Origin of the sequence: Saccharospirillum alexandrii (assembly GCF_004000275.1) — a bacterium.
Classification (GTDB): domain Bacteria; phylum Pseudomonadota; class Gammaproteobacteria; order Pseudomonadales; family Natronospirillaceae; genus Saccharospirillum; species Saccharospirillum alexandrii.
This window is the reverse complement of record NZ_RCIP01000002.1, coordinates 753,777-777,524: the sequence shown is the minus strand read 5'-3', so window position 1 is coordinate 777,524 and position 23,748 is coordinate 753,777. Positions and strand designations below refer to the sequence as shown.

The window sequence follows — 23,748 nt, the reverse complement described above, 5'->3', positions numbered from 1 at the left end:
TGCTCTCAACTTACTAGACATCACAGGTGCTTGAGTTATGGAAATGGATGAATCGATTAACGTATTCGGTGAAAAGCTGGAAGTGTGTGGGCAAGACCCGGTTACCGGATTTTTCAGAGACGGGCAGTGCAATACCTGTAAACAGGATGTTGGGTCTCATACCGTTTGTATTGAAGCCACCAAGGCGTTTCTGGAGTATTCGAAGGCGAGAGGCAATGATCTGTCAACGCCCAGACCAGAGTTTGACTTCAATGGGCTAAGGCCTGGCGACAGCTGGTGCGTATGCGCCGCGAGATGGCTCGAAGCCGTCCAGGACGATGCGGCACCCAGGTTGCACCTCAGGAGCACCCACATCAGAGCATTGGACGTCGTGCCAATGGAACTCCTTAAGCAGTACGCCGCCGACTTGAACTAGCCTGTTAATAATGTCGGGCGGACGGTGCTTCGGACGAAGCGGCGCGAAACCGGTTGTGTCATGTCGCCAAGTCGCGCTGGAAGCGCAGAGGCTCTGTAAGGTGTTGCGTTACTCGGTGCAACCGTGACCCGAGCGCCCCCGAGTGGTCGATTCGAAGAGCGGTTAGCGCGTTCTGTGCCTATTTTCGGCTATAATCGGCATTCAGAGCGTTGGCGAAAATGGCAGTACGCAGCTCTATCGGTTTGACTGACCATTACGACAAGGAAGCAACGCCATGGCGAATATCATCGTATGCGCGGACGGAACCTGGAACCGTCCCGAGGAAGACCTCGAAGAAGATCACCCCAGCAATGTGTTAAGGCTTGCCCGAGCCATTACTCCCGAACAGGGTGGCCAGCGCCAGCATGTCTTCTATGACTGGGGGCTGGGGTCCTATCACAGCAAATTGTCCGCCGGAGCCACCGGTCGTGGTATTCACAAAAACATTGTCGATGGTTATCGGTACATTGTTCAGAACTATCATCCCGGTGATCGTATCTATCTATTCGGGTTCAGTCGCGGCGCTTATACGGTGCGGGCACTGAGTGGGCTGATCAATAACTGCGGCATTCTGAAACGAGCGGATGCCCCGTTAATCGCCGAAGCCTGGAAGATTTATAAAAGCCCGGTCGCCAGGAACAGCCCGAGCGGTGCAAACGCCGTTGCGTTTCGGCAGCGCCATGCACACTCAACGCGCAACGTCCATTTTGTTGGCGTCTGGGATACGGTTGGATCCCTGGGGATTCCCTTCAGTTTAATGGGGCTGCTAGACAGTCACGACGAGTTTTACGATACCAAAATGGGCGCTAACGTGGCCATTGCCCGTCATGCTATTGCCATCGACGAGCAGCGGGAAGATTTTGAGCCAACCGTTTGGCTTCCCAGGCCCGGTGTGGATTTGAAACAAGTCTGGTTTGCGGGCGTGCATTCAGATGTCGGCGGCTCTTACCCACCTGACAAAGGCACCGGATTATTGGCTTCCGACGTGCCGTTGAGTTGGATGATAAAAGAAGCCAAAGCGGCTGGGCTGAGTGTGGAGTCACATTTGGAGAGCGGCCTCACCGACGGTGTGCGGGCAAGGCTGCACAAAACCCGAAAACACGTATACCGCTTAAAGCGGCCTCTGCACCGGGAGCTGCAGCCAAAAGACAGGCCCATTCGAATTCACCCGAGTGTTAAGGCCCGCTATTTGGCCGATTCACAGTATCGGCCAAAGCAGTTGACGGCGCTCGTCGAGCAGGTCGGGTGGGACAATCTGGATGTCGGCGATTAACGTCTAGTCCGGCCTGACATGCGTGGCCAGAATGCGTTGCTGTTCGGCCTGCACGCCCGGTGCGCTGCGCTGTTGCCACAAACGGTCGCGAGCATGACGGCCAGTGAGGGTGATATCGACGATAGGCTCCGGATAATCGCGCCCCAGCTGAAAACCGATCATGACAGCCTCCAGGGGGGGCAAGTCCCAGGGCGTGTGAAGATCAGTGTCGGGCAGGTCGGATAACTCTGGCACCCACTGGCGAATGAATTGACCGTCCGGGTCGTGCTCCTGAGATTGCTTGACCGGGTTGTAGATCCGTACCGTATTGGTGCCAGTATGGCCCGCCTGCATCTGAAACTGGGCGTAGTGAATGCCCGGCTCGAAGTCCAGAAACTGTTTGGCCAGATGGTGCACCCCCCATCGCCAGTCGAGCCAGAGATGGTGCGTTAAAAAGCTGACCAGCATGGCGCGCATTCTGAAATTCAAATAGCCGGTAGCGATGACTGCACGCATGCAGGCATCCACAAGGGGGTAGCCTGTGTTTCCGGTTTGCCAGGCGATCAGATCCGCCTCGGCTTCAGGCCCTTGCCGATATTCAATGGAGTTATAGCCCCGGTTTACCGGTTCAAATTCCATTCGTGATTCGCTCTCGAACTTCTGAATGAAATGGCCCTGCCAATGCAAACGGGACGCGAACGCCTGTAATGCACGATGCCACCCCGGGCGATGCCAGTCTTCCTGTAATCGCTGATAAACCTGTCGAATGCTCAGGTTTCCCCAGGCAAGATAGGGTGACAGACGGGAGCAGCTATCGCGGCTCAGCAGAGGCTTGGAGATGTGTCTCGCATAGTTCTGGCCGCGTGCCTCAAAGAACGACTGCAGCGTATGCCAGGCTGCGGTTTCCCCACCGGTCTGAAACTGGTCTGCTTGTTGTGGCCAGTCGGCCGGCCATGGCCAGTCATCCGCTAGGCTGTTCACCGGCACCAGTCGCGCCAGGTCCGGGTTAACCGGTTCAGCTTGCATGATGGCTTGCCAGTGCTTGTCCCAGTGGTGGCGGTGAGTGAGGCCACGCTGGACTGCACCGTTGGGTGTTTCCTGCCAGTTTATGCCGTGGTCTCTACACCAGTTGGCGACGGCCTTGTCCCGCTCAAAGGTAATGGCAATGCCAGTTTCCTCATGGCTGTGCAGGCTGATGATGCGATGGTCCTTGTGCAGTTGTGCCAGTATCTTCAGGGCATCGCCACTGCGTTTTACCACCCGGTTACCATAGGGTTTCAGGCGCCGGTTCATGTCTTGAATGGACTGTCGGATAAAGCGCCAGTGCCGTTCATCGTAATGCGGGTCGGTCAGCAAGTCTGGCTCGGCAATGTAGATCAACAAAACCGGGTATCCGGATTCGATGGCCTGTTGCAGCGGCCTGTGGTCGTGCAAACGCAGGTCACGCTTGAACCACACAACGCTGATGCCGTTGCCTGGCTCGCTGGCGTTGTTCAATGTCATCGGTGTTTGTATTGGGTAGGGCAGTGGCTGCGCAACACCTGGCTATTGCGCAGGGCAAGATGCTTGGTGGCACGCTGGCTGACACGAGCGCGCCAGTTGCGGAAACTGGTCGGTTTGAGCAGCCGTTGCATCAGTCGAATAACATCGGCTTCAGACAGGCCGAACTGTGCCTCGATGGCATCGAAGGGCGTTCTGTCTTCCCAGGCCATTTCGATCAGGCGTGACTGTTCATCGACAGGCCAGTGTTGAAAGCGACTCCAGAGTTTAGAACGGCGCTGGCTCATGGCGTTGTGCTCTGTGAAAGGGGCGTGGTACATGCGGGTTTAGGCATGCTACCTGATACGCAATGGCATCCTGCCTGGATCAGAATCAGAGGGCCGTGAGAGAAGTGTGCTGTCGGTTGGGTGAGCAACCTGAGGCGTGACGTAATTGGATTTGGTGGTCGAGTACGAAAGCAGAGTCAGGCTGATGCCGAATGGGATTCGGTCAGCCTGACGGTCGGTCATTAAAGGCTGGATGTCTGAGCAAGAACGGCTCAGGCATGACGCACGTAAGATGGCGCGTGGAAAACTTTTTGTGCGCTGCTTCGCACCCACTGACCAAAGCGCTGACCGGCGGCGCGAAACGCTTCGGAACGCATACGCTCGGCGTTACGGATATGATAGGCCACGTCTGCGTCATAGACGTTTATTCTGCGGTCGCCTTCCATCAGTGCAGAGTGGTGGGTTGAATTGGTCAAAATAGCCGGGTCAATAAACATGTGGGCGTCTCCTCTGTGGCTTAACACGTCAGGGGTTTGGGAATGCTGTCTGCATCCCCGTCCTGCTGTGACCACAATAGGGTGAGCCCGGATGCATCACAAACGATCAATATTTGAGCCATAAGTGAGCTAAATTCATCTACGTCCCGGTCGTCTGGTCAGCCAGCGGTTACGTTAAACTCAGCGCCAGACCTGAAAATGCTATGAACCCACCCGCCCAACGATGCAAGCCGGGCAGAACCCTGACCGCCAGGCCTGAAAGAATGCCAACGCCATGCAAGGCTCCCGTTGCCACTACAAAGCCAAAGGCATACACCAGGGCCGAGCTGCCTAAGGGCATTTCGTTACCATGCGCCAGGCCATGGAAGACGGCGAAACCAGCGCAGAGCATTGCCGCAGCGGTTGCATTCAATTTGCCGTTTACCGCCAGCACCAGGCCAATAACAACGGATGATGCCAATATCATTGGCTCCGTCGCCAGCGTCAGCAACGGTGCGACCAACCCGGTCATGGCCAGGGTGCCTCCCAGGAGCATCGCGATCACAAACACCAGGGGCAGCTGCCAGCGAGCGTTGCCGCCAAGGTGCGTCGACCAGAACCCGACGGCTACCATGGCCAGCAGATGGTCGAGTCCGCCCAGTGGGTGGGCGAGACCGGCCGCAAAGCCTGAGGCATGGATGTGGCCTTCATGGGCCAGGGCCAGGCCGGGCAGTAACGTGGTTATCAAAACGCTGCCTGAAACGATGGATGTATTGAAACGGGGCATGATTAATCTCCTGTTCTGGAAGTAGATGAAACGTTAAGGAGCCTCTGAACAACTCCCCCAGGGCTCTGCGCGAGCTAAAACGTTCTGCCACAAGGCGCACTTCGCAGCGCAATGGCCGTAGCCCTTGTCAAGAAGTGCAACGCCGGGGCAGGACGTTTTGGCCGCGCCCTACGGGGCTTTCCGAGGAACGCTGCCACCGCGTTGGACTCATTTAAAATGTCTAGACATTCCTGCATGAGTCCGCCTTGTGGCAACGCCCCTCGGAAAAGCCAGAGCCCCGGGGGAGTTATTCAGAGGCTCCTTAAACAACGGCTTTGGCCGGCGGCATCGTTTTGGCTTCGAGCATGCCTTCACGCACGATGAAAGCGATGATGTCATCGAGTCCCTGAGCCGCTTTAAGATTGCTGAACACAAAGGGGCGGTCGCCGCGCATGGTTTTGGCATCCCGATCCATTACGCCCAAATCAGCGCCGACCAGCGGCGCAAGATCGGTTTTATTGATGATCAGCAAATCGGATTTGGTAATGCCCGGCCCGCCTTTGCGGGGTATCTTGTCGCCAGCCGAGACGTCAATCACATAGATCGTCAGGTCTGAAAGCTCCGGGCTAAAGGTGGCACTCAGGTTATCGCCACCGCTTTCAACAAACACCAGGTCCAGGTCGCCGTGCCGGGCGGTCAGTTCATCGATGGCAGCCAGGTTCATCGAGGCGTCTTCACGTATGGCGGTGTGCGGGCAGCCGCCGGTTTCAACACCGATGATGCGATCGGCACTGAGCGCCTGGTGTTGGGTCAGGAATTTCGCATCTTCCTGGGTGTAGATGTCGTTTGTGACCACCGCGATGTCATAGTGCTCGCGCATGGCGGAACACAGCGAACGCAGCAGGGCGGTTTTGCCGGAGCCAACCGGTCCGCCGACACCAATGCGCAGGGTTTGTTTGGGTGATGTTGCTGTGGTTTGAGATTGACTGATCATGGTTGGTTCTCCCCTCAGGATCGGAACAAGCGACTGTATTGGGTTTCGTGATAACAACTGGCGATGGCGAGCGCAGGCAGGCACGCGCCAATGTCATCGTCTTCCAGGGTGGTGGCCAGGGCGATGGCCTCGGGTATCAGCGGCTGCAACTCACCCAGTAAACGCTGTGCATCGGTTTGGCCAAGCGGTACCAGTTTGGTTGCAGCGGCAATCTGGTTCTCCAGCCAGGCCCAACTGAAGCCCAAAGCTGCCGTGTGAAACGGAATGCCCCAGTGCGAAGCGGCCATGGCGTAGCCCGTTACAAAGCTCAGCGGTTCTTCAGGTGAAAAAGGCAATTCGATGTCGAGACTACGTAGCAGCCGCGCCAGCGCTTTACCCATGGCGGTATCAGTAAGGCGCAATTCCTGCGTTTCACGACAAGCCAAAGCCAGGTCGTTCCACTGGGCGAGCGCCTTTAGATCGGTCTGGCCGAAACTGTGCATGGCTCGCTGCAGCAGTGGCAGGTCGAGACGACCCAGACCTTCAGTCAGTTGCAGACTTAACGCTTCGAAGGTATCGGACTTGGTGCGCACCCAGCCGAGGTCAATACTGCTTTCCAGGCCCTGTGAAAAGGCAAAGCCTCCAACGGGCAAACTGACACTGCTCAGTTGCAACAAACGCAACTGATGAATATCAGTCAGCATGGGCATGGCCTTTGGAGTGACTGTGAGAATGTCCAGCATCATGGTTGTGTGAAGAACTGTGTGAATGGCTGTGCGCATGCCCATGCGAAGTGCCCGGTGCATAGGCCCCGGATTCAGGATTGAAGACAGCATTGTCAGAGACAACGGTTAGCCCCTGCTGAATCAGCATGGCTTCAAGCACATGATCGGGCTTAATGCGCAACCAGCGATCACCTACTTCGATTTTTACGTGCCGGTTACCCAGGTGGTAACAGGCACGGGCAAAGGTTTGCCAATCGTGGCAATGGGCTTCGGTTATGGGCTCAATGGCACCCGCAACCTGAATGTGTTTGCCACAGTCGCTCTTCAGAAACTCACCGACCTGTAACGCCTTGCCTCGCTCGAGAAATACCTGAACTTCTTCGCCGGCATCACTGACTGCGCGCAGTCGGCCTTTTTCACGCTGGTCGTGCGTTAGGGTGAGGCGGGCATCTATTGAAACCGGTGATACGGTACCCAGCCGTTGATGAATCGTTAACATTGTGTCTTCCTCATGATCCAGTTTCGGAGTTCGGTTTTGCGTTGGTACCAGGAATCCGTGTCAGGTACCGGGTACTCAACTGGTTGCCAATCTCAACCTCGGTAATCAAAACAAACAATAGCGTTGTGCCAGTGGCAATTCGGTTGCTGGCTCGCAGGTCAGAAGTTTGCCGTCGGCTCGTACCTCATAGGTTTGCGGGTCGACGGTGATGTCTGGTTGCCAGTCGTTCAAGATCATGTCGGCTTTGGTGATGGTTCGGGTGTTCTTGCAAGCGACCAGCGTGCGCTGCAAGCCGAGTTGTTCGCCGATGCTGGCATCCAGTGCTGCCTGGCTGGTAAAGGTGACACTCAACTGAGCGGGTGCCTGGCCGAAGCTGCCGAACATGGGGCGGTAGTGCATGGGCTGCGGCGTTGGGATGGACGCATTGGGGTCGCCCATTGGGGCTGCTGCAATCATGCCGCCCTTGATGATGAGTGACGGTTTGATTCCAAAGAAAGCCGGTTTCCATAGCACCAGATCGGCCAGTTTACCGGCTTCGATCGACCCCACTTCGTGTGCGATACCATGGGTGATGGCCGGGTTGATGGTGTACTTGGCAATGTAGCGCCGGGCGCGAAAATTATCGGTACCCCGGTCGAGGTCTTCGGCGAGCAGGCCGCGTTGCTTTTTCATCTTGTCGGCGGTTTGCCAGGTGCGGGTAATCACCTCGCCGACCCGGCCCATGGCCTGGGAATCTGAAGCGATCATGCTGAAGGCACCGAGGTCGTGAAACAGATCTTCGGCGGCGATGGTTTCCTTGCGAATGCGCGAATCGGCGAAGGCGACGTCTTCCGGTATTTTCGAATCGAGGTGATGGCAGACCATCAGCATGTCGAGGTGCTCATCAACCGTGTTGACGGTGTAAGGCCGGGTTGGGTTGGTCGATGAAGGCAATACGTTGGAATAGGCGCAGGCTTTGATGATGTCGGGTGCGTGTCCACCGCCAGCGCCTTCGGTGTGGTAAGTATGAATGACCCGGCCTTTGAAGGCGTTGATGGTATCGTCGACAAAGCCGCTTTCGTTCAGGGTGTCGGTGTGAATTGCGATCTGAACGTCGTAGCGGTCAGCGACGCTCAGGCAGGCGTCGATGGCCGCTGGTGTGGTGCCCCAGTCTTCGTGAAGTTTTAACCCGCAGGCGCCGGCGAGTAACTGTTCCTCCAGCGCCACGGGTTGGCTGGCATTGCCTTTACCCATAAAGCCCAGGTTCATGGGCATGGCGTCGGTGGCTTGCAGCATTTTACCGATGTACCAGGGACCCGGTGTGCAGGTGGTGGCGTTGGTGCCGGTCGCTGGGCCGGTGCCGCCACCGAGCATGGTGGTGACGCCTGACATCAGTGCTTCTTCGATTTGTTGCGGGCAAATAAAATGAATGTGCGCGTCGATACCGCCGGCGGTGAGTATTGAGCCTTCACCGGCAATGATTTCGGTACCGGGGCCGATGATGATGTCGACCTTGTCCTGAATATCCGGGTTGCCGGCTTTGCCGAGTGTGACGATGCGTCCGTGCTTGATACCAACGTCGGTTTTGACGATGCCCCAGTGGTCGAGCACGACGGCGTTGGTGACCACCAGGTCCATCGCAACATCGCAACTGACCTGGCTTTGCCCCATGCCGTCGCGAATGACTTTACCACCACCGAACTTAACTTCGTCGCCATAGGTGGCACTGTCGGATTCAATTTCTATCCAGAGGTCGGTATCGCCGAGGCGAATGCGGTCGCCGGTGGTTGGTCCGAACATCTGGGCGTACGTGGTGCGATCCATTGTTGTCATTGCTGAGCTCCCTGATCCAGTGCGCCCATGATCTCGCCCCGGAAGCCGTAAACGTTTCGAAGCCCGGCGTAGGCGACCAGTTCGACGGTGCGGCTCTGCCCGGGTTCAAAGCGTACAGCCGTGCCAGCGGCGATGTTGAGGCGAAAGCCGCGCGCGGCTATACGGTCGAATGACAGGGCGGGGTTGGTTTCAGCGAAGTGATAATGCGACCCAACCTGCACCGGCCGGTCACCCGTGTTTTCAACCGTCAGTTGTAAGGTGGCGCGCCCGGCATTGAGGGTAATGGACCCGTCGGCGACCTGAAATTCCCCTGGCATCATGAGTTGGTTCTCCTGTGTTCGTCGCATTTGGCGGCCAACTAAATAATAGGGTTATGAACGGTGACCAGTTTGGTCCCATCCGGAAAGGTGGCTTCGACCTGCACTTCAGTAATCAGGTCAGCAATGCCCTCCATCACCTGATCGGCGTTTAGCCAGGTCTTCCCCTCACCCATCAGTTGCGCCACGGTTTTACCATCCCGGGCGCCTTCCAGAATGTTCATGCTGAGATAGGCAACGGCCTCGGGATAATTCAGTTTGACGCCACGGTTGAGTCGGCGCTCGGCCAACAGTGCAGCGGTAAAAACCAGCAGCTTGTCTTTCTCTCTCGGCAGTAATTCCATCTTTGTCTCCTGGTTGCTATTTGTTCTGTGCCGTTGGTTCGTGCCGGTAACTCGGGATGCCCGGGCGGGGTCGCCGTGAATACTTCCGTGTAGGCTTAGCCTCGGATATGAATCCCATCCATGGGATTCACCCTCCGGGCTCGCTGCGCTCGTGCTAAAACGCTCCTGGCGTTTTAGTCCATGTCTCGGATATCCCCGCCCGGGCACCCCGAGCCACCGTCACTTGCTTGGTTGCCTTAATTCAATAGCCTTCACGTTAAGTTGCCCAGATTCTCGGTTCGCAAACGGAACGATTGCATATCGCTTGCCGCACTGGCGCCCAGCACTGGGTGAACAGTTTTTTAACCGGCTCTGCACGATTGGCCAGGGCTCGAGTAACAATGTATCGGTCGACCTGTGTTACACCTGCCAGGCCTGAAAACTCAGAACATAGGTGTTGCAGTTGTTTCATTGCATCGGTTTCCAGCGGCTCGTTGAAGGGCCCGGCGATCATGATGGCGTTGACGCTGTGGTCGCGGAAACCGAGTTTGCCGTTGAGCGCTAAATGGTTGCTATCAGAGAGGTGCAGATGCTCGCGCAGGGCGACCCGGCCGTTCTCGATGATTTGTAAGCGTTGACTCAACTCGCCTGAATGAAAGGGCTGTTCACTGGCTGGTAGGCCCAGGCAAGTAATGTCCCAGCCGATAAAATGAGCGCCATCATTTAGATGAATGTCGGTGTCCAGTCGGGCGCGGGCGTTTGGGTAGAGCAGTGTCTCTTGGGGCAGCCACTCAAGCGTTGCGTCTTCGTGCACGTTTAGTGTGATGTGCTGGTGTTGCAGGGTTCTGTCGGGGCGTGCCCGGTATGCACGGCCAGCGCCGGGTGTTGTTAGCAGGGCGTGAGCGTTTTGCTCTACGTTGACGGCTATCTGTAGATGATCGCCAGAAACTAAGCCTCCGGGTGGGTGCAATAAATACGCATGGGCGCAGTCCGGCCCTTCCGGGTAGAAGGGTTTTTGCACGTAGAGAGGGCCCTGGTGGTCGCAACGCGCCAGTTGGGTACCGCGCTGGCTTTGGGTAAATCCCAGGGTTAGCCAGGCGGCCCATTCGGAGGCTTGTATCGTTGGTGGTAACGGTGCCCGACTGTTCATGGTATTGCGTCTCCTAAACGGCCAGGTGCTGACGAATGAGTTGGTCGTTGAGGTTGGCCATCTGGTCACTGGCAACGACGCGGCCTTTTTCCATCAGTCGGAATTCCTGGCCGACGCGGCGGGCGAAGCCGAGTTTTTGTTCAACCAGCACAACGGTCAGCCCGTCTTCCTGATTCAGCTTTTGAATCACGTCGCCGATCTGGGTGACGATGTTCGGTTGAATGCCTTCGTTGGGCTCATCGAGAATCAGAACCCTGGGGTCGATGACCAGAGCACGGCCGATGGCGAGTTGTTGCTGCTGGCCACCGGATAGGTCGCCGCCGCGTCGGTGCAGCATGTCGTGCAACACGGGGAACAGCTCAAATATTTTGTCAGGAATTGTTTTGGCTTTGTCAGCGCGTGCACCCAGGCCAATGCGTAGATTTTCTTCGACACTGAGCATCGGGAAAATGTCGCGACCTTGTGGTACATAACCGATGCCGAGCCGGGCCCGGGTATCGGCGGGTTTCTTATGCAGGGCCTCGCCGGCTAGAGTGATTTCACCGCTGCTGATCGGCAGCAAACCCATCAGGCATTTGAGCAGGGTGGTTTTGCCGACGCCGTTACGGCCCATGATGCAGGTGCAGCGACCTTCGGGAATGTCGATATCGAGATCCCAAAGAATATGAGTACTGCCGTAACGCTGGTTAACGCCGTTTACGTTGATCATGGCGCTTCTCCCAAATAGACTTCGATGACATCGGGGTGGTTCTGAACGTGGTCCATGCTGCCCTCGGCCAATACCGAGCCCTGGTGCAATACGGTGACGGTGCGTGCGATGCTGCGTACAAATTCCATGTCGTGCTCCACCACCACCACGGTGTGTTTACCGGCCAGTGACGTCAGCAGCTCAGCGGTACGCTCGGTTTCCTCGGCGGTCATGCCGGCGACGGGTTCGTCGATGAGCAGCAACCTGGGTTCGGAGACCAGCAACATGCCGATTTCCAGCCATTGCTTTTGACCGTGAGATAACGCGCCTGCCAGTTGGAACCGATGATCCGTTAAACCGATGGTGGCAAGTACGGTATCGATCCGGTCGATCTCGGAGGGGCTAAGCCGGGCCAGCAGGGTGGGTAGCAACCGCTTGTTGCTTTTCAGCGCCAGTTCCAAATTGTCGAATACGCTCTGGGCCTCAAATACGGTCGGTTTCTGGAATTTTCGACCAATGCCGAGTTCGGCGATGTCCGCTTCGCTGTACTTGAGCAGGTTGATGGTCTGGCCAAAGAACACGCTGCCTGAGTCGCATTGGGTTTTACCGGTAATCACATCCATCAGGGTGGTTTTACCGGCGCCGTTGGCGCCAATCAGACATCTCAGTTCGCCATCGTTGATGTAGAGGTTCAGGTTGTTCAGCGCCTTGAAGCCATCGAAGCTGAGGTTCAAGTCTTCGATGTACAGCAGGATGTCTTTATCGACATTGATGCTGGCAGCAGGCGGTTGTAAAAACGGCCAGACCTGGTCGCGTCGCATCAGTTCGGCGGTATGGGACAATGCCGTCATGAGGTGGCCTCCTGGTTGCGTTGCGGGGGCTCATCGCGGTTCCGGCCGCGTTTCCATGAAGTGATTAACTGGCCGTAGACCCCGGCCAGCCCTTTGGGCAAGAACAGGGTAACCAGAACGAACAGGGCGCCGAGCATGAACAGCCAACCATCTGGCATGAGGGCGGTAAAACGGGTTTTGGCGTAGTTAACCAACAGAGCGCCGATGACGGCACCGTACAAGGTACCCCGGCCACCCACGGCTACCCAGACGACGATTTCAATCGAGTTCAGTGGTGCAAACTCACCCGGGTTGATGATGCCAACCTGGGGCACGTAGAGGGCACCGGCGATACCGGCGATCATGGCGGAATAGACGAACAGCGCGACCTTGTAGCGGTCGGTCCGGTAACCCAGAAAACGAACACGGGGCTCACCATCGCGAATCGCTTCGATCACCTTGCCAAAGCGAGACTTCAGCACCCAGTGGCTGAACATGAAGATGGCGGCCAGAAGCCCGGCTGTGCACAGCAACAGCGCAACCCGGGTGGTGTCGGCCTGCAAACTGAAGCCAAGCAGGTCTTTGAAATCGGTCAGCCCGTTGTTGCCACCAAAGCCCATTTCGTTGCGGAAGAAAGCCAGCATCAGTGCGTAAGTAAGCGCCTGGGTGATGATCGACAGGTATACACCGGTAACGCGGGAATGGAAGGCGAGCCAGCCAAACACAAAGGCGAGCAAGCCCGGTACCAGTAAGACCATCAGCATGGCAAACCAGAACTGGTCCATACCGAGCCAGTACCAGGGCAACACATCCCAGTCCAGAAACACCATGAAGTCAGGCAGGATTGGGTCGCCGTAAACACCGCGACTGCCAATCTGACGCATCAGGTACATGCCCATGGCGTAACCGCCCAGTGCAAAGAAGGCGCCGTGACCGAGACTTAGAATGCCGCAATAGCCCCAAACAATATCGACCGCCAACGCAAGCATCGCGAAGCTCAGGTATTTGCCGAGCAGGGTGATGGTGTAAGTTGACACGTGAAGCGCAGAGTCGGCTGGTATCCACAAGTTGCCAATGGCTGCCAATACGGTCAGCGTCATCAGTATGGTGACGAAGGGCAGTACTGGGCTACCGAGGCTGTTCCGGCGCGACATAAAGGTGGTCAGCAAGCTCATTCAGCCGCCCTCCCGCGTTGCGGAAACAGACCCTTGGGTCGTTTCTGAATAAACAGGATGATGAACACCAGCACCAGAATACTGGCCAGTACCGTACCGGTAACCGGTTCCAGAAACTTGTTGGCGATGCCAAGCGTAAAGGCCGCGACTAACGTACCCAGTAAATTGCCGACTCCGCCGAACACCACGACCATAAAGGAATCAATGATGTAAGCCTGGCCAAGGTTTGGCCCAACGTTGGTGAGCTGGCTAAGCGCGACACCACCAATGCCCGCGATGCCCGAGCCCAAACCAAAGGTCAGGGCATCGACCCGGTCGGTTTTAATGCCCATGGCTTTGGCCATGTCCCGGTTTTGTGATACAGCGCGTACGTATAAACCGAGGGCGGTTTTTTTCATGATCACCAGCAGGGCGACAAACACGATCAGCGCAAAAATCAGAATGGTTAACCGGTTATAGGTCAGTGACAACACCGGGTTGATTTCCAGTGAACCACTCATCCAGTCCGGTGCAGCGACGCGACGATTCAGTGGCGAAAACACGGTGCGGACTAGTTGCTGCAGAATCAGGCTGATACCAAAGGTGGCGAGCAGCGTTTCCAGAGGCCGGCCGTGCAAGAAACGAATAACGCAGCGTTCGATCAGAATGCCGAACAGCCCCGCGACGATAAAGGCGGCCGGTATGGCGACCCAGAGTGAGTAGTTGATGAAGCCCGGCATCAGAAGCTGAACCACGTAGGTGGTGTAAGCACCGAGCATCAGCATTTCACCATGGGCCATATTGATGACACCCATCACACCGAAGGTGATGGCCAGCCCAATGGCGGCGAGCAGCAGTACTGAGCCCAGGCTAAGCCCGAAGAACAGCTGGTCGACGTAGCCATAGAACGTCACCTTACCGTCTATTTTTTTCAGGGCGGCGGTAGCGGCTTCGCGCACGGCGGGGTTGTCGGCATTGCGTTCCAGATCGAACAGCAGGTTGCGCGCTTCCGGTTGCAGGCGATCCGACAGCGTATCGATGGCGGTGATTTGAGCCGCGACTGTGTTGGCTGATCGTGCACTGTACATCGCCAGTGCCAGGTCAATGGATGACAGCACGGTACGGTTGGATTCTTCGCGGCGCAACTCGGCCAGGTCGTCAGCGGTTGCAGCATCCAGTGTTGTCAGCAAAGATAAAACAGCCGCGCTGCGCAAGTCGGGCTCTGAACTGCGAAGTTGCAGTCGGCCTATCGCGCTGCTTAGGAAGTTTCGCAGATTATTGTTTACGCGTATCTTGCTGACATCGCGCCGCCCCAAGGGCTCAATCGCGGTGCCGCTTTGAAATTCGGTGTACTGGTCGGTGCCGTTGACATCGACAATGGAGAGTAATACCTGGTCGGCTTTGCGAAAGTGCAGATTGCCATCCAGTAAGGTTTGAAAGAGTGACAGAACCTCCGGGTGACCGGTCGCCTCTATTTTTTCCAGTATGGGTTGGGTGGCGTTGAGGTCGGCCTCGGTCAGCGCCATCAACAAGTCGTCATACGACGAGGTGGTATCGGTTTCGGCCACCGTCGGGGTCGACCACAACGCCAGCCAGCACCCGAACATCAGCAAGGCTTGTTTCACGGCATCCTCCGCAGGCAATCAATGAAATGCAATAAAAGAAGGGCGGCAGAACCGCCCCAAAGGAGAGTCAATTTAAGCCTCAGTACACGGTGCCGGAGCAGGTGCCGGTTTCCGTGTTGTAATTGCCACACTTCAACGGAGCGGACCAGTCAGCCAGTAGCATTTTCGACCCGGGCAGGTAATCGGACCAGGCATCACCCGGTACGACGCCAGCGGTCTGCCAGACAATCTCGAACTGACCGTCATCCTGAATTTCACCGATCAGAACCGGCTTGCTCAGGTGGTGGTTCCTGTTCATGACTGCCGTGCCGCCAGACAGGTTGGCAACGGTTTGGCCAATCATCGCTTGTTCAACGGCGTCGACATCGGTAGTGCCTGCCTGTTCGACCGCTTGAACCCACATTTTGAAGCCGATGTAAGTCGCTTCCATCGGGTCATTGGTGACGCGGTCTTCATCGCCAATGTAGGCGTGCCACATGTCGATAAAGTCGTAGTTCACATCGGCATCCACACTCTGGAAGTAGTTCCAGGCTGCCAGGTGTCCAACCAATGGGCTTGTGTCGAAACCGGAGAGTTCCTCCTCACCTACGGAGAAGGCGATCACCGGGATGTCGGCAGACGACACACCCTGGTTGCCCAGTTCCTTGTAGAACGGGACGTTGGCATCACCGTTAATGGTAGAAACCACCGCGGTCTTCTTACCGGCACTGCCGAAGGTTTTAATGTCGGAGACGATCGACTGCCAGTCTGAGTGCGAGAATGGTGTGTAGTTGATCATGATGTCTTCTTCGGCCACACCCAGATCCATCAGGTAGGCTTCCAGAATCTTGTTGGTAGTACGCGGGTAAACGTAGTCTGTTCCCGCCAGTACCCAGCGTTCAACCCCCAATTCGTTGCGCAGGTAATCCACAGCGGGAATGGCCTGCTGGTTGGGTGCGGCACCGGTATAGAAAACGTTTTTGGAAGACTCTTCGCCTTCATACTGAACCGGGTAAAACATCAGGCCGTTCAGCTCTTCGAGCACGGGCAATACGGATTTGCGCGATACCGACGTCCAGCTGCCGAAAATCACATCAACTTCTTCTTGCGTCAGCAGTTCCCGGGCTTTTTCAGCGAACAGCGGCCAGTTGGAGGCCGGGTCTACAACAACGGCTTCCAGCGGACGGCCGAGCAGGCCACCGGCTTCGTTCTGTTGTTCCACCATCATCAAAACGGTGTCTTTCAACGTGGTTTCACTGATCGCCATGGTGCCGGACAGTGAATGCAGTACGCCGACTTTAATCGGGTCTTCCGCGATGGCGGCAGTGCTCAATACGGTGGACGCCACAGCAAAGCTGAGGCCCTGAAGTATGGGTTTGAGTGTCATGCTGTCTTCCCCCTGGTGTGTGTTAGAATCAGATCGATGACGGTGTGTCAGCACGATCGATTGTTGAACAGCGGGGTGACAGACGGTATGGGGAGGATGGCGGTGGCCCCTACGTCATTTAACGTATGGACAGTGGGAGGCGTGGGCTCTGTGGTTGATCGTTAAACTCAGCTCTAGCCACAAGTCGGCCCCAGCTGGGGCCTTGGTAGGTTGGTTTGTGTTTAAGTTTCTAAGTGACCACGATGTGAGTGGCGGGTGCCGGTAATGCTTCTGCGGGGTAGTCCGCAGCATGGATGCTACGGTCTAGGCTCCATGGATGGATTCACGCTGACCCCGCAGAAGCATTACCGGTATCCGACACGGACTAGTGCCACTAAACGAACGCTGGCACCAGAGTCTCGAGGTGGTCCGCTATGGCTGCGGCAATCTGGTATTTGCCCTCTACGGGTTTTACTCCGTCTTTCGTTACCATTAGGGCGCGTTGCTCTTTGCCTTTTGTGTCTTCACCGCGAGTGGCGACGACCAGGCTGGCGTGATTCAGGCGTTTGGAGGCGACGTTGATGAGCTCTTCCTCGGTCACTTGTTCCAGATACTTGAACGCAACACAGTGCATTGACGAGTCCGCTTCGCAGGCCAGGTCGATGACTTTTTCAGTCGGTACCAGGTTGAGGGGCAGGCTGGCCTGGCCAGAGGTGATTTTGCCCTGCACCGCTTCGGCCGGCCGGTAGTCGGCTACACCCGCCGAGAATACACCCGCGAACAAGCCTGACTGGGCTCTGTCTACGACGGTGTCGCGGTACTCATCGAAGGTGCGGGTGATGGTCAGTGGCAGGGTTGTGTTGGGTCGCCAGGCACCGTCGCCGAGAATGAGTTCGGCATCGGCACCGCGCCAGATGAGCTCCTCGGCAATGGCAGCGCCCAGGCGCCCACGGAAGCGATTGACGATTCTGCGAACGCCGTCGATCGGTACCGGGGTAGGGCCAGCGGTAACCATGATGGAATGATTGTGCAGTGGGGAGTCGCTCAGAATTCGGCCGACGCTGGTGCACAGCACATCGGTATCCGGCAGGTTGTGTTTGCCGTAGCCGTCGCGCGGGGCAACAAAATGCACGCCAAGGTTCCTGAGTTTACGGGCGTTCTCAACCAGTACGCTGTTGTGCAGGGTGCCGTGCATGGTTGGGGCGATCAGGATTTTGGTGCGGCCCTGTTCCATTCTGCCCAGTGCCGATGCCAGTGCCGACGTAATGACGGTATCGGCGATGCCGTTGGCCATTTTGGCAATGGTGTTGTGGGTGGCCGGAGCCACCAGGTAAGCATCGAAAGGGGCGTTGTCGGATAAATGTTCCGCCGCCCAGGTCAGGGTGCTGACCACGGGTGAGCAGGTGGCCCATTCCAGGGCTTCCCGGGCCACATAGCGCAGGGCGTCGTCCGATGCGAAGGCGACAACCTCGGCGCCATGCCGGCGCAAACCGCGTGCGATTTGCGGGGTTTTCATGGCGGCAATGCCGCCGGTAACCAAAAGAGCGACGCGCTTGCCAGCAAGGCGATTGGAGATCACCGGCACATCGTGATCGCCCATGTCGCTCGGCGTCGGAGCCTGAAAATTCCAGTCAAACAGGCCAGCGGCCGTCGGTCTTCGGGTCATGCCACCAACTCCTCGCGGCGGGCCGTCTGTACCGGCTGGAACTGCTGCTGTGCCTGGTTAACCAACGGCATATAAACCGACTGAATGCGGTCGAGGCGGGTGTTCAGGGCTTCGAAATGTTGCATCGAGAAGCGACTCTTTTTGCTCATTTCCTCTTCCAGGTTCGTCAGCACTTCTTCATCTTTCAGGAAGGGGTCGGTCTGGTTCATCAGGGCTGAAGGGCTATACGGGAAGCCGTCGGCAAAAGTAACCGGCACCAGTTGGGCGAACTCCGGGTTGGCTTCAACAAAGGCGTCGCAGACGTCGTCGTTGAAGGTCGCATCGGCCGAATGCCAGCGGCCGTTGATCTTCATCGCGGCGTAATAATGTTTGAACGACGAGCGCATCAGCAAGCGCCAGCTTGGCGGCATAATAATGCCCAGTACACTCAGCTCCAGCGGCGCTTCAATAAAACCGGCTTCAATGTTGCTGGCGCGGCACAGGGCCACTTGCAAGTTGGCTTTGGTGGTACACATGCCAACGCCCTTGGCCAGGGTCGTTGACGCGGTTTCCTGCCAGGTGCCGAAGCGATAAGGAATGGCCTGAACAAAATAGAAAATGTTGCGCGCGGTATCGGCGGGGGTTTTGCCTTTCAGTTCCCGGGCGCATTTTTGAATGGCGGGGTGCTGGTAATCGCAGAGCGTGGTTTTATCGGGTAGTTGCGAATCGGGTACGGGTGCAACGGATTTGTAAGCGGCATCGGCGGCCAGCATGGCCAGCGTCATGGCCCGGCGCAGTGGCATGGCGGCCGGTGACTGCCAGGCATCGCTGGCCAGATCCAGGTGCCACAGAATAACGGTGTCACCCAGGGCCGTCAGCGGTGGCTGACCGTCGGACAAAGCAGCCATGAAATGGTTGCCGGGGCCGTGCCAGGCCGCCGCGTGACCCAAGCGACCTTGAAGGACCGTATAGAGGCGATAAGGCGACGGGTTTTCCAGAGGGGCGTCGGCTTCAAGGTGAGTCACGGTGCCAAGGTTGAAGATCGGGTCGGCTTTGTCGTCGAGGTAAAAGCCGAGGGTTGTATCACGAAACAGGGCGTCGTGTTCCAAACTGAGAGTGGGTGCGGCGTTCATGTTTTCTACTCCGTTTAACGGTTAGTCAGCGTCGGAGTGGGCGGTTCGGCGAACATCACTCCAGCAGTCAGTCAATTGACGTGGCACCTTCGGTACCGTGCTGGCGCTCTATGCGATTGCTGTGCCAAACTCTGTTTATGCTTAAAACACAGCAACTTAGCTGGGTTGGGTAAGCCGGTGGCCGCCAGTATTTTGTTGCTCATGGCGTGTGTTGTCAGAAAAATGACGGCGCAGATCAGACGAAATGAGCCGATCATTCGGCCAATTGTCGCAGGGCAATTCCGGCTGCCGCGGTCCGGTTATCCACTTCGAGTTTTTGAAAAATAGTTTCCAGGTGTTTGTTTACTGTGCGGGGGCTCATAGTCAATATTTGGGCTGCTTCCCGGTTCGATTTACCGTTGGCTACCCAGTAGAGCACCTCGGATTCACGTTCGGTCAGCCCAAGGGTATTTTTTAATTGAGCCGGGCCTGCGGCTCGTTCTTCATCGACGAGTTTGAGCAGAGTTTCCTGATGGGTGTGCTGTGCGATCAGGCGAATACTCAATGCGTGATCAAGGCCCGTCAGAGTGAGTTGGTGGCCGGGTTCGGGCCCATGGCCGAGCCAGTGTCTCAACTGCGAAGCGAGCTCATTTTGCTGCCAGCGCTCGGCTGCCCGTGCACGGGCCAGCAGGGCATGGGTTTGTGGTGTGGCCCATTGAATGGCGCCATCAGCATTAACGGTGAACAGCGTCTGGCCTGTGCTGTCGAGTGCGGTCTGTGCGCTTGAGGTCAGGCGCGCATTGTTCAGATGTACGCGCATGCGAGCCAGCAGCTCGCCGGGTTGAATGGGCTTGGTCAGGTAGTCGACACCCCCGCATTCGAGGCCGCGCACCACATCGTTGGTGTCGCTTAAACCGGTCATGAAAATAACTGGAATGGACGACAGGCTTGGGTCGGCTTTCAGCGCAGTGCAGGTATCGAAACCATCGAGTACCGGCATCACGGCATCGAGCAGAATAATGTCGGGCCGGATGCGTCGCGCTATGGTAAGCGCCTGTTTGCCCTCCAGTGCAACCAGCACATCCATGCCTTCGGCTTCGAGGGCGTCGTTAATCATACTCAGTGCATCGGGCGAGTCATCGACCACCAGCACCACGTCGGGAGTGTCGGGGCGATGAACCTGGGACGGCGCTGAAGAGGCATTAGCGTTCATGGTGTATCAAGCTCCAGGCAGTGCACCAGCGTTTCAAACTGGAGTTTGCGGGTAAGGTGTTCGAGGTAGGTGAGGGTGTCGTTCTGAATAATATCCGACTCGCGAAGTTGCTTAAGCGAGGCGCGAACCCCTTTGGTGTAGCCGATTTCGGCAAAGGCTTTCAACTCGCGCACCACTGGGTGGTCGGGTATTACCAGGGGGTTTGGCCGTTGCGGGCTGTGCTTTGTTGTGCGCCCGGCTGAGGCGTTCACCGGGTCTGACGGTTCCTGCAGCTGATACGTCCAGGTCAGCGCGAGGTGATGCGCCAGTTTGTCGAGCAGGTTCTGGTTAGTGACGGGCTTAACCAGATAATCGTTGTACGCCGGTGTGGCATGACCGGTGCTCTGGTATTCCTTGGCGTCAGCCGAGAGCATGATGATCGGCGCGGTAATATCCCGGTCGCGCAGGGTGGCCGCCAGGTCGAGCCCGTTCATGCCGGGCATTGAGATATCGAGTAAAAACAGATCCGGTGAAATCTGGTTGAGCATTCCGAGGCAAGCGTTGGCGTCCTGGGCTTCCAGGGTGGTGAAGCCGAGGGGGATTAGTAGATCGGACAGCAAGCCGCGCAGCACCGGGTCATCGTCGACCAGCATTAACGTGCGCTGGCGGCCTTCATAACCGGCAATGCGCCGGGGTTGCGACGCATCGGCATCCGACAGCGTAACCCAGGGCAGCATCAGGTTGACGGTAAAGCGACTGCCGTGCCCGAGTTTTGATTCCACCCCCAACTGCCCTCCCATTATCTCTGTCAGCAGTTTAACAATGGTCAGGCCAAGGCCGGTGCCCGGCAGGTTGGGCGACTCTGCTGTACGCACCCGTTCAAAAGGCGCAAAGATACGTTCCAGGTCGGCCTCGGGAATGCCCGAACCGGTGTCGCTGATCACAAACTCCGCAACCTGGTTGCGGTAGTGAATATCGAGTAAGACACCGCCAGCCTGGGTGTATTTTATCGCGTTAGAAAGCAGGTTGATCAGAATTTGCCGCAGCCGCTTCTCATCGGTGATAACGGTTTTGGGTAGGGGGTCGTGCAAGCGAAAATCGAATTCAATGCCTTTGTCGCGGGCCTGCATGGCAAACATCTGGGCCAGTTGTTCGATCAGTTCTGGCAGAGCAACCCGGTTGCGATACAGCTCGAGCCGGCCGGCTTCAATTTTCGAGACATCGAGCAAGCCTTCGATCAGGTCCGTCAGGTACTGACCGCTGCGGCCGATAATGGCCAAGCCATCCTGGTGTCGATCCGGCGTGTCGGGCCGGTCGGCCAGCAATTGGGCGTAGCCCAGAATGGATTGCAAGGGTGTGCGCAGTTCATGGCTGAGCCCGGTAAGGTAACGGCTCTTCGCGGCATTGGCCCGTTCTGCCAATTCCTTAGCTTGTTGCAATGCCAGGTCAGTCGCCTGGTGCGCATCGATCTCGCGCATCAGCTTGTGCGTTTGCCGGTTGGATTCGCGCTGCGCAACCAGCCGGCTTTCATGGGCCAGCAAAAACAACCAGGCGATGACTCCGGAGACAATAAACAGCGTAAAAAACAGTGACCACAGCGTCTGTTCCAACAGGGCCGTTTCAGCCAGTGTCGCGGGCTGCATTTGCCGGTATACCAGGGCAAGCAACGCCGACAGCAACACGGTGATTACCAGCAGTAAGGCGGTAAACCGCCCAAGTCGGGAATTCACCCAGCGCACGGCGCGTACCGGCAATACCAGACGCAGGCTGTCGATCAATTGTTGTGACAGCCGGGCCTTGGGTTTGCAATGGTCCAGGCAGCGAACATCAAGCGAACAACAGAGTGAACAGATAGGCAGATCGTAGGCGGAGCAGAAACTCATGTCCTCCTGTTCGAACCGATTTTCGCACACGCCACAGGTGAGCAACGCTACTGGGTGATCGGCATCCACCGGTTGCAGTAGGGGAATCAGCTCGGGTGACTGACGGGCCAGGTAATATTTGCCGTTGGTCAGCCAGGCAATGGCCGGTACCGCGATGAAACAGGTGCCCAGGCTGATAAAATGCGCCAGGTTGGCTGCCACTTCACCAAATGAGCCAAGATAGCTGACCATGCCAATGGCCGTTGCCAGGCACATGGAACCGACACCAACGGGATTAATGTCGTAGAGATGCGCCCGCTTGAATTCAACGTAAGAAGGGCTGAGCCCGAGGGGTTTGTTGATCAGTAAATCGGCCGACAAAGACCCCAGCCAACTGACGGCCACAATCGCAAAAATACTCAGTATCGCCTCAAGTGACTGATAAATGCCCAGCTCCATCAGAATTAGCGCAATGGTGACGTTGAACACCAGCCAGACTACCCGGCCCGGGTGACTGTGGGTGAGCCGCGAGAAAAAGTTAGACCAGGCGATGGAGCCCGCGTAGGCGTTGGTCACGTTGATTTTCATTTGCGAGATGATCACCATCAGCGCCGCGAGTATGAGCGCGATAGCCGGTGTGTTGGTTAAATACAGAAACACCGTCTGGTACATGTGAGTGGGGTCTGATGCGACTTCTGCGGGAATGCCCGCGGTAATGGCCAGATACGCTAGAAAGGAGCCAAGCAGCATCTTGATCAGACCGAACAACACCCAGCCTGGCCCGGCGAGGATCAGCCAGAACCACCAGCGGCGTGCGTTTTCCGGTGTCTTGGTGGGCAGAAAACGCAGGTAGTCGACCTGTTCGCCAATCTGCGCGACCAGTGCAAAAAATACCGACGCCGCCGCTCCAAACAGCACCCAGCTGAACGCATCGCTGCCCGGGGTTTTGGCGGGCGCATACTGAGTCCAGTCCGGTATCGACTGGTAGTCGTGAACGATGACAACCAGCAATGCCGAGCATTGCAGCAGCAGCCAAATAGACTGGGTACCCACCTGGAACTTGCTGATCGCTTTAATCCCGTGAGTCACAATGGGAATGACCGCGACGGAACACAGGAAATACCCAATGGGCAGGGGAATGCCCAGCAGCGCTTTAAGCGCCGAGGCCAGAATCGCCGCTTCGATGGCGAAGAAAATAAAGGTAAAAGAGGCGTAGATCAGCGAGGTCAGCGTTGAGCCCAGATACCCGAAACCCGCCCCCCGGGTCAGCAGGTCGATATCCAGCCCGTGTTTGGCCGAATAGTAGGTAATGGGGAAGCCGGTAATAAAGAACAACACACACACCACAACCATGGCAGTTACGGTGTTGATAAAACCGTAATTCAGCGTTACCGCCGCCGCAATGCCTTCCAGCGCCAGAAACGCGGTAGCGCCGAGAGCGGTATTTCCCACCCGCTGAATACTCATGGTGCGACCCGCCCGCGCGGTAAAGCGCAGCGCATAGTCTTCCAGTGTCTGGTTGGCGACCCATTTGTTGTAGTGCCGGCGGACCTTGAATATTTTTTGTGAGGCGGCCATGCCCGCGAACCCGCTATTATGATCAATGCTGGTGCGCCAAGCGCCTCAATAACGCGCGCAAAAGCCCAAAAAAGCAGCCTGATCGTGAGTAGAAGCCCTGTTTTGGGGCTGAATGAGTAACCTATAGCAGGAAACATGCCCTATTTTGCCTGTATACCCACCCCGTTCGGCCTGAGCCTGTCGAAGGCCCCTGGGGAGCAAACC

The 23,748-nt window shown here is 56.9% G+C and carries 22 protein-coding genes; 2 read left to right on the top strand and 20 right to left on the bottom strand.

Annotated features, from left to right (window positions below; genetic code table 11):
• Positions 1 to 37 precede the first annotated feature (37 nt).
• Positions 38 to 415 carry a DUF2237 family protein gene (locus EP166_RS11270; protein ID WP_127556975.1) on the top strand — a complete coding sequence of 126 codons (378 nt, stop codon included), beginning with the start codon at positions 38 to 40 and terminating at the stop codon, positions 413 to 415.
• Positions 416 to 689: 274 nt separating this feature from the next.
• A complete protein-coding gene (locus EP166_RS11265) occupies positions 690 to 1,727 on the top strand; it encodes a DUF2235 domain-containing protein (RefSeq protein ID WP_127556973.1) in 1,038 nt (345 codons plus the stop codon).
• 3 nt (positions 1,728 to 1,730) lie between these two features.
• Here the strand turns inward: EP166_RS11265 and EP166_RS11260 are convergent, their stop codons facing one another.
• The 20 genes from EP166_RS11260 to EP166_RS11165 form a co-directional block, all read right to left on the bottom strand.
• A complete protein-coding gene (locus tag EP166_RS11260; protein ID WP_127556971.1) occupies positions 1,731 to 3,209 on the bottom strand; it encodes an FAD-binding domain-containing protein in 1,479 nt (492 codons plus the stop codon).
• The gene (locus EP166_RS11255) at positions 3,206 to 3,493 is read right to left on the bottom strand and encodes a TIGR03643 family protein (RefSeq protein WP_127556969.1); all 288 of its coding nucleotides are present in this window, start codon (positions 3,491 to 3,493) and stop codon (positions 3,206 to 3,208) included. The genes EP166_RS11260 and EP166_RS11255 overlap by 4 nt, the downstream gene beginning before the upstream one ends.
• 251 nt (positions 3,494 to 3,744) lie before the next feature.
• On the bottom strand, positions 3,745 to 3,969 hold the full coding sequence (locus tag EP166_RS11250) for an RSP_7527 family protein (RefSeq protein WP_127556967.1): 225 nt from the start codon (positions 3,967 to 3,969) through the stop codon (positions 3,745 to 3,747).
• 169 nt (positions 3,970 to 4,138) lie between these two features.
• Complete coding sequence (locus EP166_RS11245; RefSeq protein ID WP_127556965.1) at positions 4,139 to 4,735, bottom strand: HupE/UreJ family protein; 597 nt, start codon at positions 4,733 to 4,735, stop codon at positions 4,139 to 4,141.
• Positions 4,736 to 5,036: 301 nt separating this feature from the next.
• The gene (ureG, locus tag EP166_RS11240) at positions 5,037 to 5,708 is read right to left on the bottom strand and encodes an urease accessory protein UreG (RefSeq protein ID WP_127556963.1); all 672 of its coding nucleotides are present in this window, start codon (positions 5,706 to 5,708) and stop codon (positions 5,037 to 5,039) included.
• 14 nt (positions 5,709 to 5,722) lie between these two features.
• On the bottom strand, positions 5,723 to 6,391 hold the full coding sequence (locus EP166_RS11235) for an urease accessory protein UreF (RefSeq protein ID WP_425470026.1): 669 nt from the start codon (positions 6,389 to 6,391) through the stop codon (positions 5,723 to 5,725).
• A complete protein-coding gene (gene ureE / locus EP166_RS11230; protein ID WP_127556959.1) occupies positions 6,381 to 6,911 on the bottom strand; it encodes an urease accessory protein UreE in 531 nt (176 codons plus the stop codon). The genes EP166_RS11235 and ureE overlap by 11 nt, the downstream gene beginning before the upstream one ends.
• Before the next feature lie 105 nt (positions 6,912 to 7,016).
• Entirely contained in the window at positions 7,017 to 8,723 is a 1,707-nt protein-coding gene (ureC, locus tag EP166_RS11225; protein WP_127556957.1) for an urease subunit alpha, read from the bottom strand.
• On the bottom strand, positions 8,720 to 9,043 hold the full coding sequence (locus EP166_RS11220) for an urease subunit beta (protein WP_127556955.1): 324 nt from the start codon (positions 9,041 to 9,043) through the stop codon (positions 8,720 to 8,722). The genes ureC and EP166_RS11220 overlap by 4 nt, the downstream gene beginning before the upstream one ends.
• Before the next feature lie 38 nt (positions 9,044 to 9,081).
• The gene (locus tag EP166_RS11215) at positions 9,082 to 9,384 is read right to left on the bottom strand and encodes an urease subunit gamma (protein WP_127556953.1); all 303 of its coding nucleotides are present in this window, start codon (positions 9,382 to 9,384) and stop codon (positions 9,082 to 9,084) included.
• Between the two features lie 256 nt (positions 9,385 to 9,640).
• Positions 9,641 to 10,513, bottom strand: a complete 873-nt coding sequence (locus tag EP166_RS11210; protein WP_127556951.1) for an urease accessory protein UreD — start codon at positions 10,511 to 10,513, stop codon at positions 9,641 to 9,643.
• Between the two features lie 13 nt (positions 10,514 to 10,526).
• The gene (gene urtE / locus EP166_RS11205) at positions 10,527 to 11,222 is read right to left on the bottom strand and encodes an urea ABC transporter ATP-binding subunit UrtE (RefSeq protein WP_127556949.1); all 696 of its coding nucleotides are present in this window, start codon (positions 11,220 to 11,222) and stop codon (positions 10,527 to 10,529) included.
• Positions 11,219 to 12,052: an urea ABC transporter ATP-binding protein UrtD gene (gene urtD, locus EP166_RS11200; protein ID WP_181952718.1), complete on the bottom strand. Its 834-nt coding sequence runs from the start codon at positions 12,050 to 12,052 to the stop codon at positions 11,219 to 11,221. The genes urtE and urtD overlap by 4 nt, the downstream gene beginning before the upstream one ends.
• Positions 12,049 to 13,206 carry an urea ABC transporter permease subunit UrtC gene (gene urtC, locus EP166_RS11195; protein ID WP_127556947.1) on the bottom strand — a complete coding sequence of 386 codons (1,158 nt, stop codon included), beginning with the start codon at positions 13,204 to 13,206 and terminating at the stop codon, positions 12,049 to 12,051. Before urtC ends, urtD begins: the two co-directional genes overlap by 4 nt.
• Positions 13,203 to 14,792 (bottom strand): urea ABC transporter permease subunit UrtB, encoded by a 1,590-nt coding sequence (gene urtB, locus EP166_RS11190; protein ID WP_127557945.1) that lies wholly within the window; start codon positions 14,790 to 14,792, stop codon positions 13,203 to 13,205. Before urtB ends, urtC begins: the two co-directional genes overlap by 4 nt.
• A gap of 97 nt (positions 14,793 to 14,889) precedes the next feature.
• Positions 14,890 to 16,176 (bottom strand): urea ABC transporter substrate-binding protein, encoded by a 1,287-nt coding sequence (gene urtA, locus EP166_RS11185; protein ID WP_127556946.1) that lies wholly within the window; start codon positions 16,174 to 16,176, stop codon positions 14,890 to 14,892.
• Positions 16,177 to 16,549: 373 nt separating this feature from the next.
• Positions 16,550 to 17,821: a phosphopantothenoylcysteine decarboxylase domain-containing protein gene (locus tag EP166_RS11180; RefSeq protein WP_127556944.1), complete on the bottom strand. Its 1,272-nt coding sequence runs from the start codon at positions 17,819 to 17,821 to the stop codon at positions 16,550 to 16,552.
• A complete protein-coding gene (locus EP166_RS11175) occupies positions 17,818 to 18,933 on the bottom strand; it encodes a transglutaminase-like domain-containing protein (protein WP_127556942.1) in 1,116 nt (371 codons plus the stop codon). The genes EP166_RS11180 and EP166_RS11175 overlap by 4 nt, the downstream gene beginning before the upstream one ends.
• A 253-nt stretch (positions 18,934 to 19,186) precedes the next feature.
• Complete coding sequence (locus EP166_RS11170; protein ID WP_127556940.1) at positions 19,187 to 20,125, bottom strand: response regulator transcription factor; 939 nt, start codon at positions 20,123 to 20,125, stop codon at positions 19,187 to 19,189.
• The gene (locus tag EP166_RS11165; RefSeq protein ID WP_127556938.1) at positions 20,122 to 23,544 is read right to left on the bottom strand and encodes a hybrid sensor histidine kinase/response regulator; all 3,423 of its coding nucleotides are present in this window, start codon (positions 23,542 to 23,544) and stop codon (positions 20,122 to 20,124) included. Before EP166_RS11165 ends, EP166_RS11170 begins: the two co-directional genes overlap by 4 nt.
• Between the last annotated feature and the right edge of the window lie 204 nt (positions 23,545 to 23,748).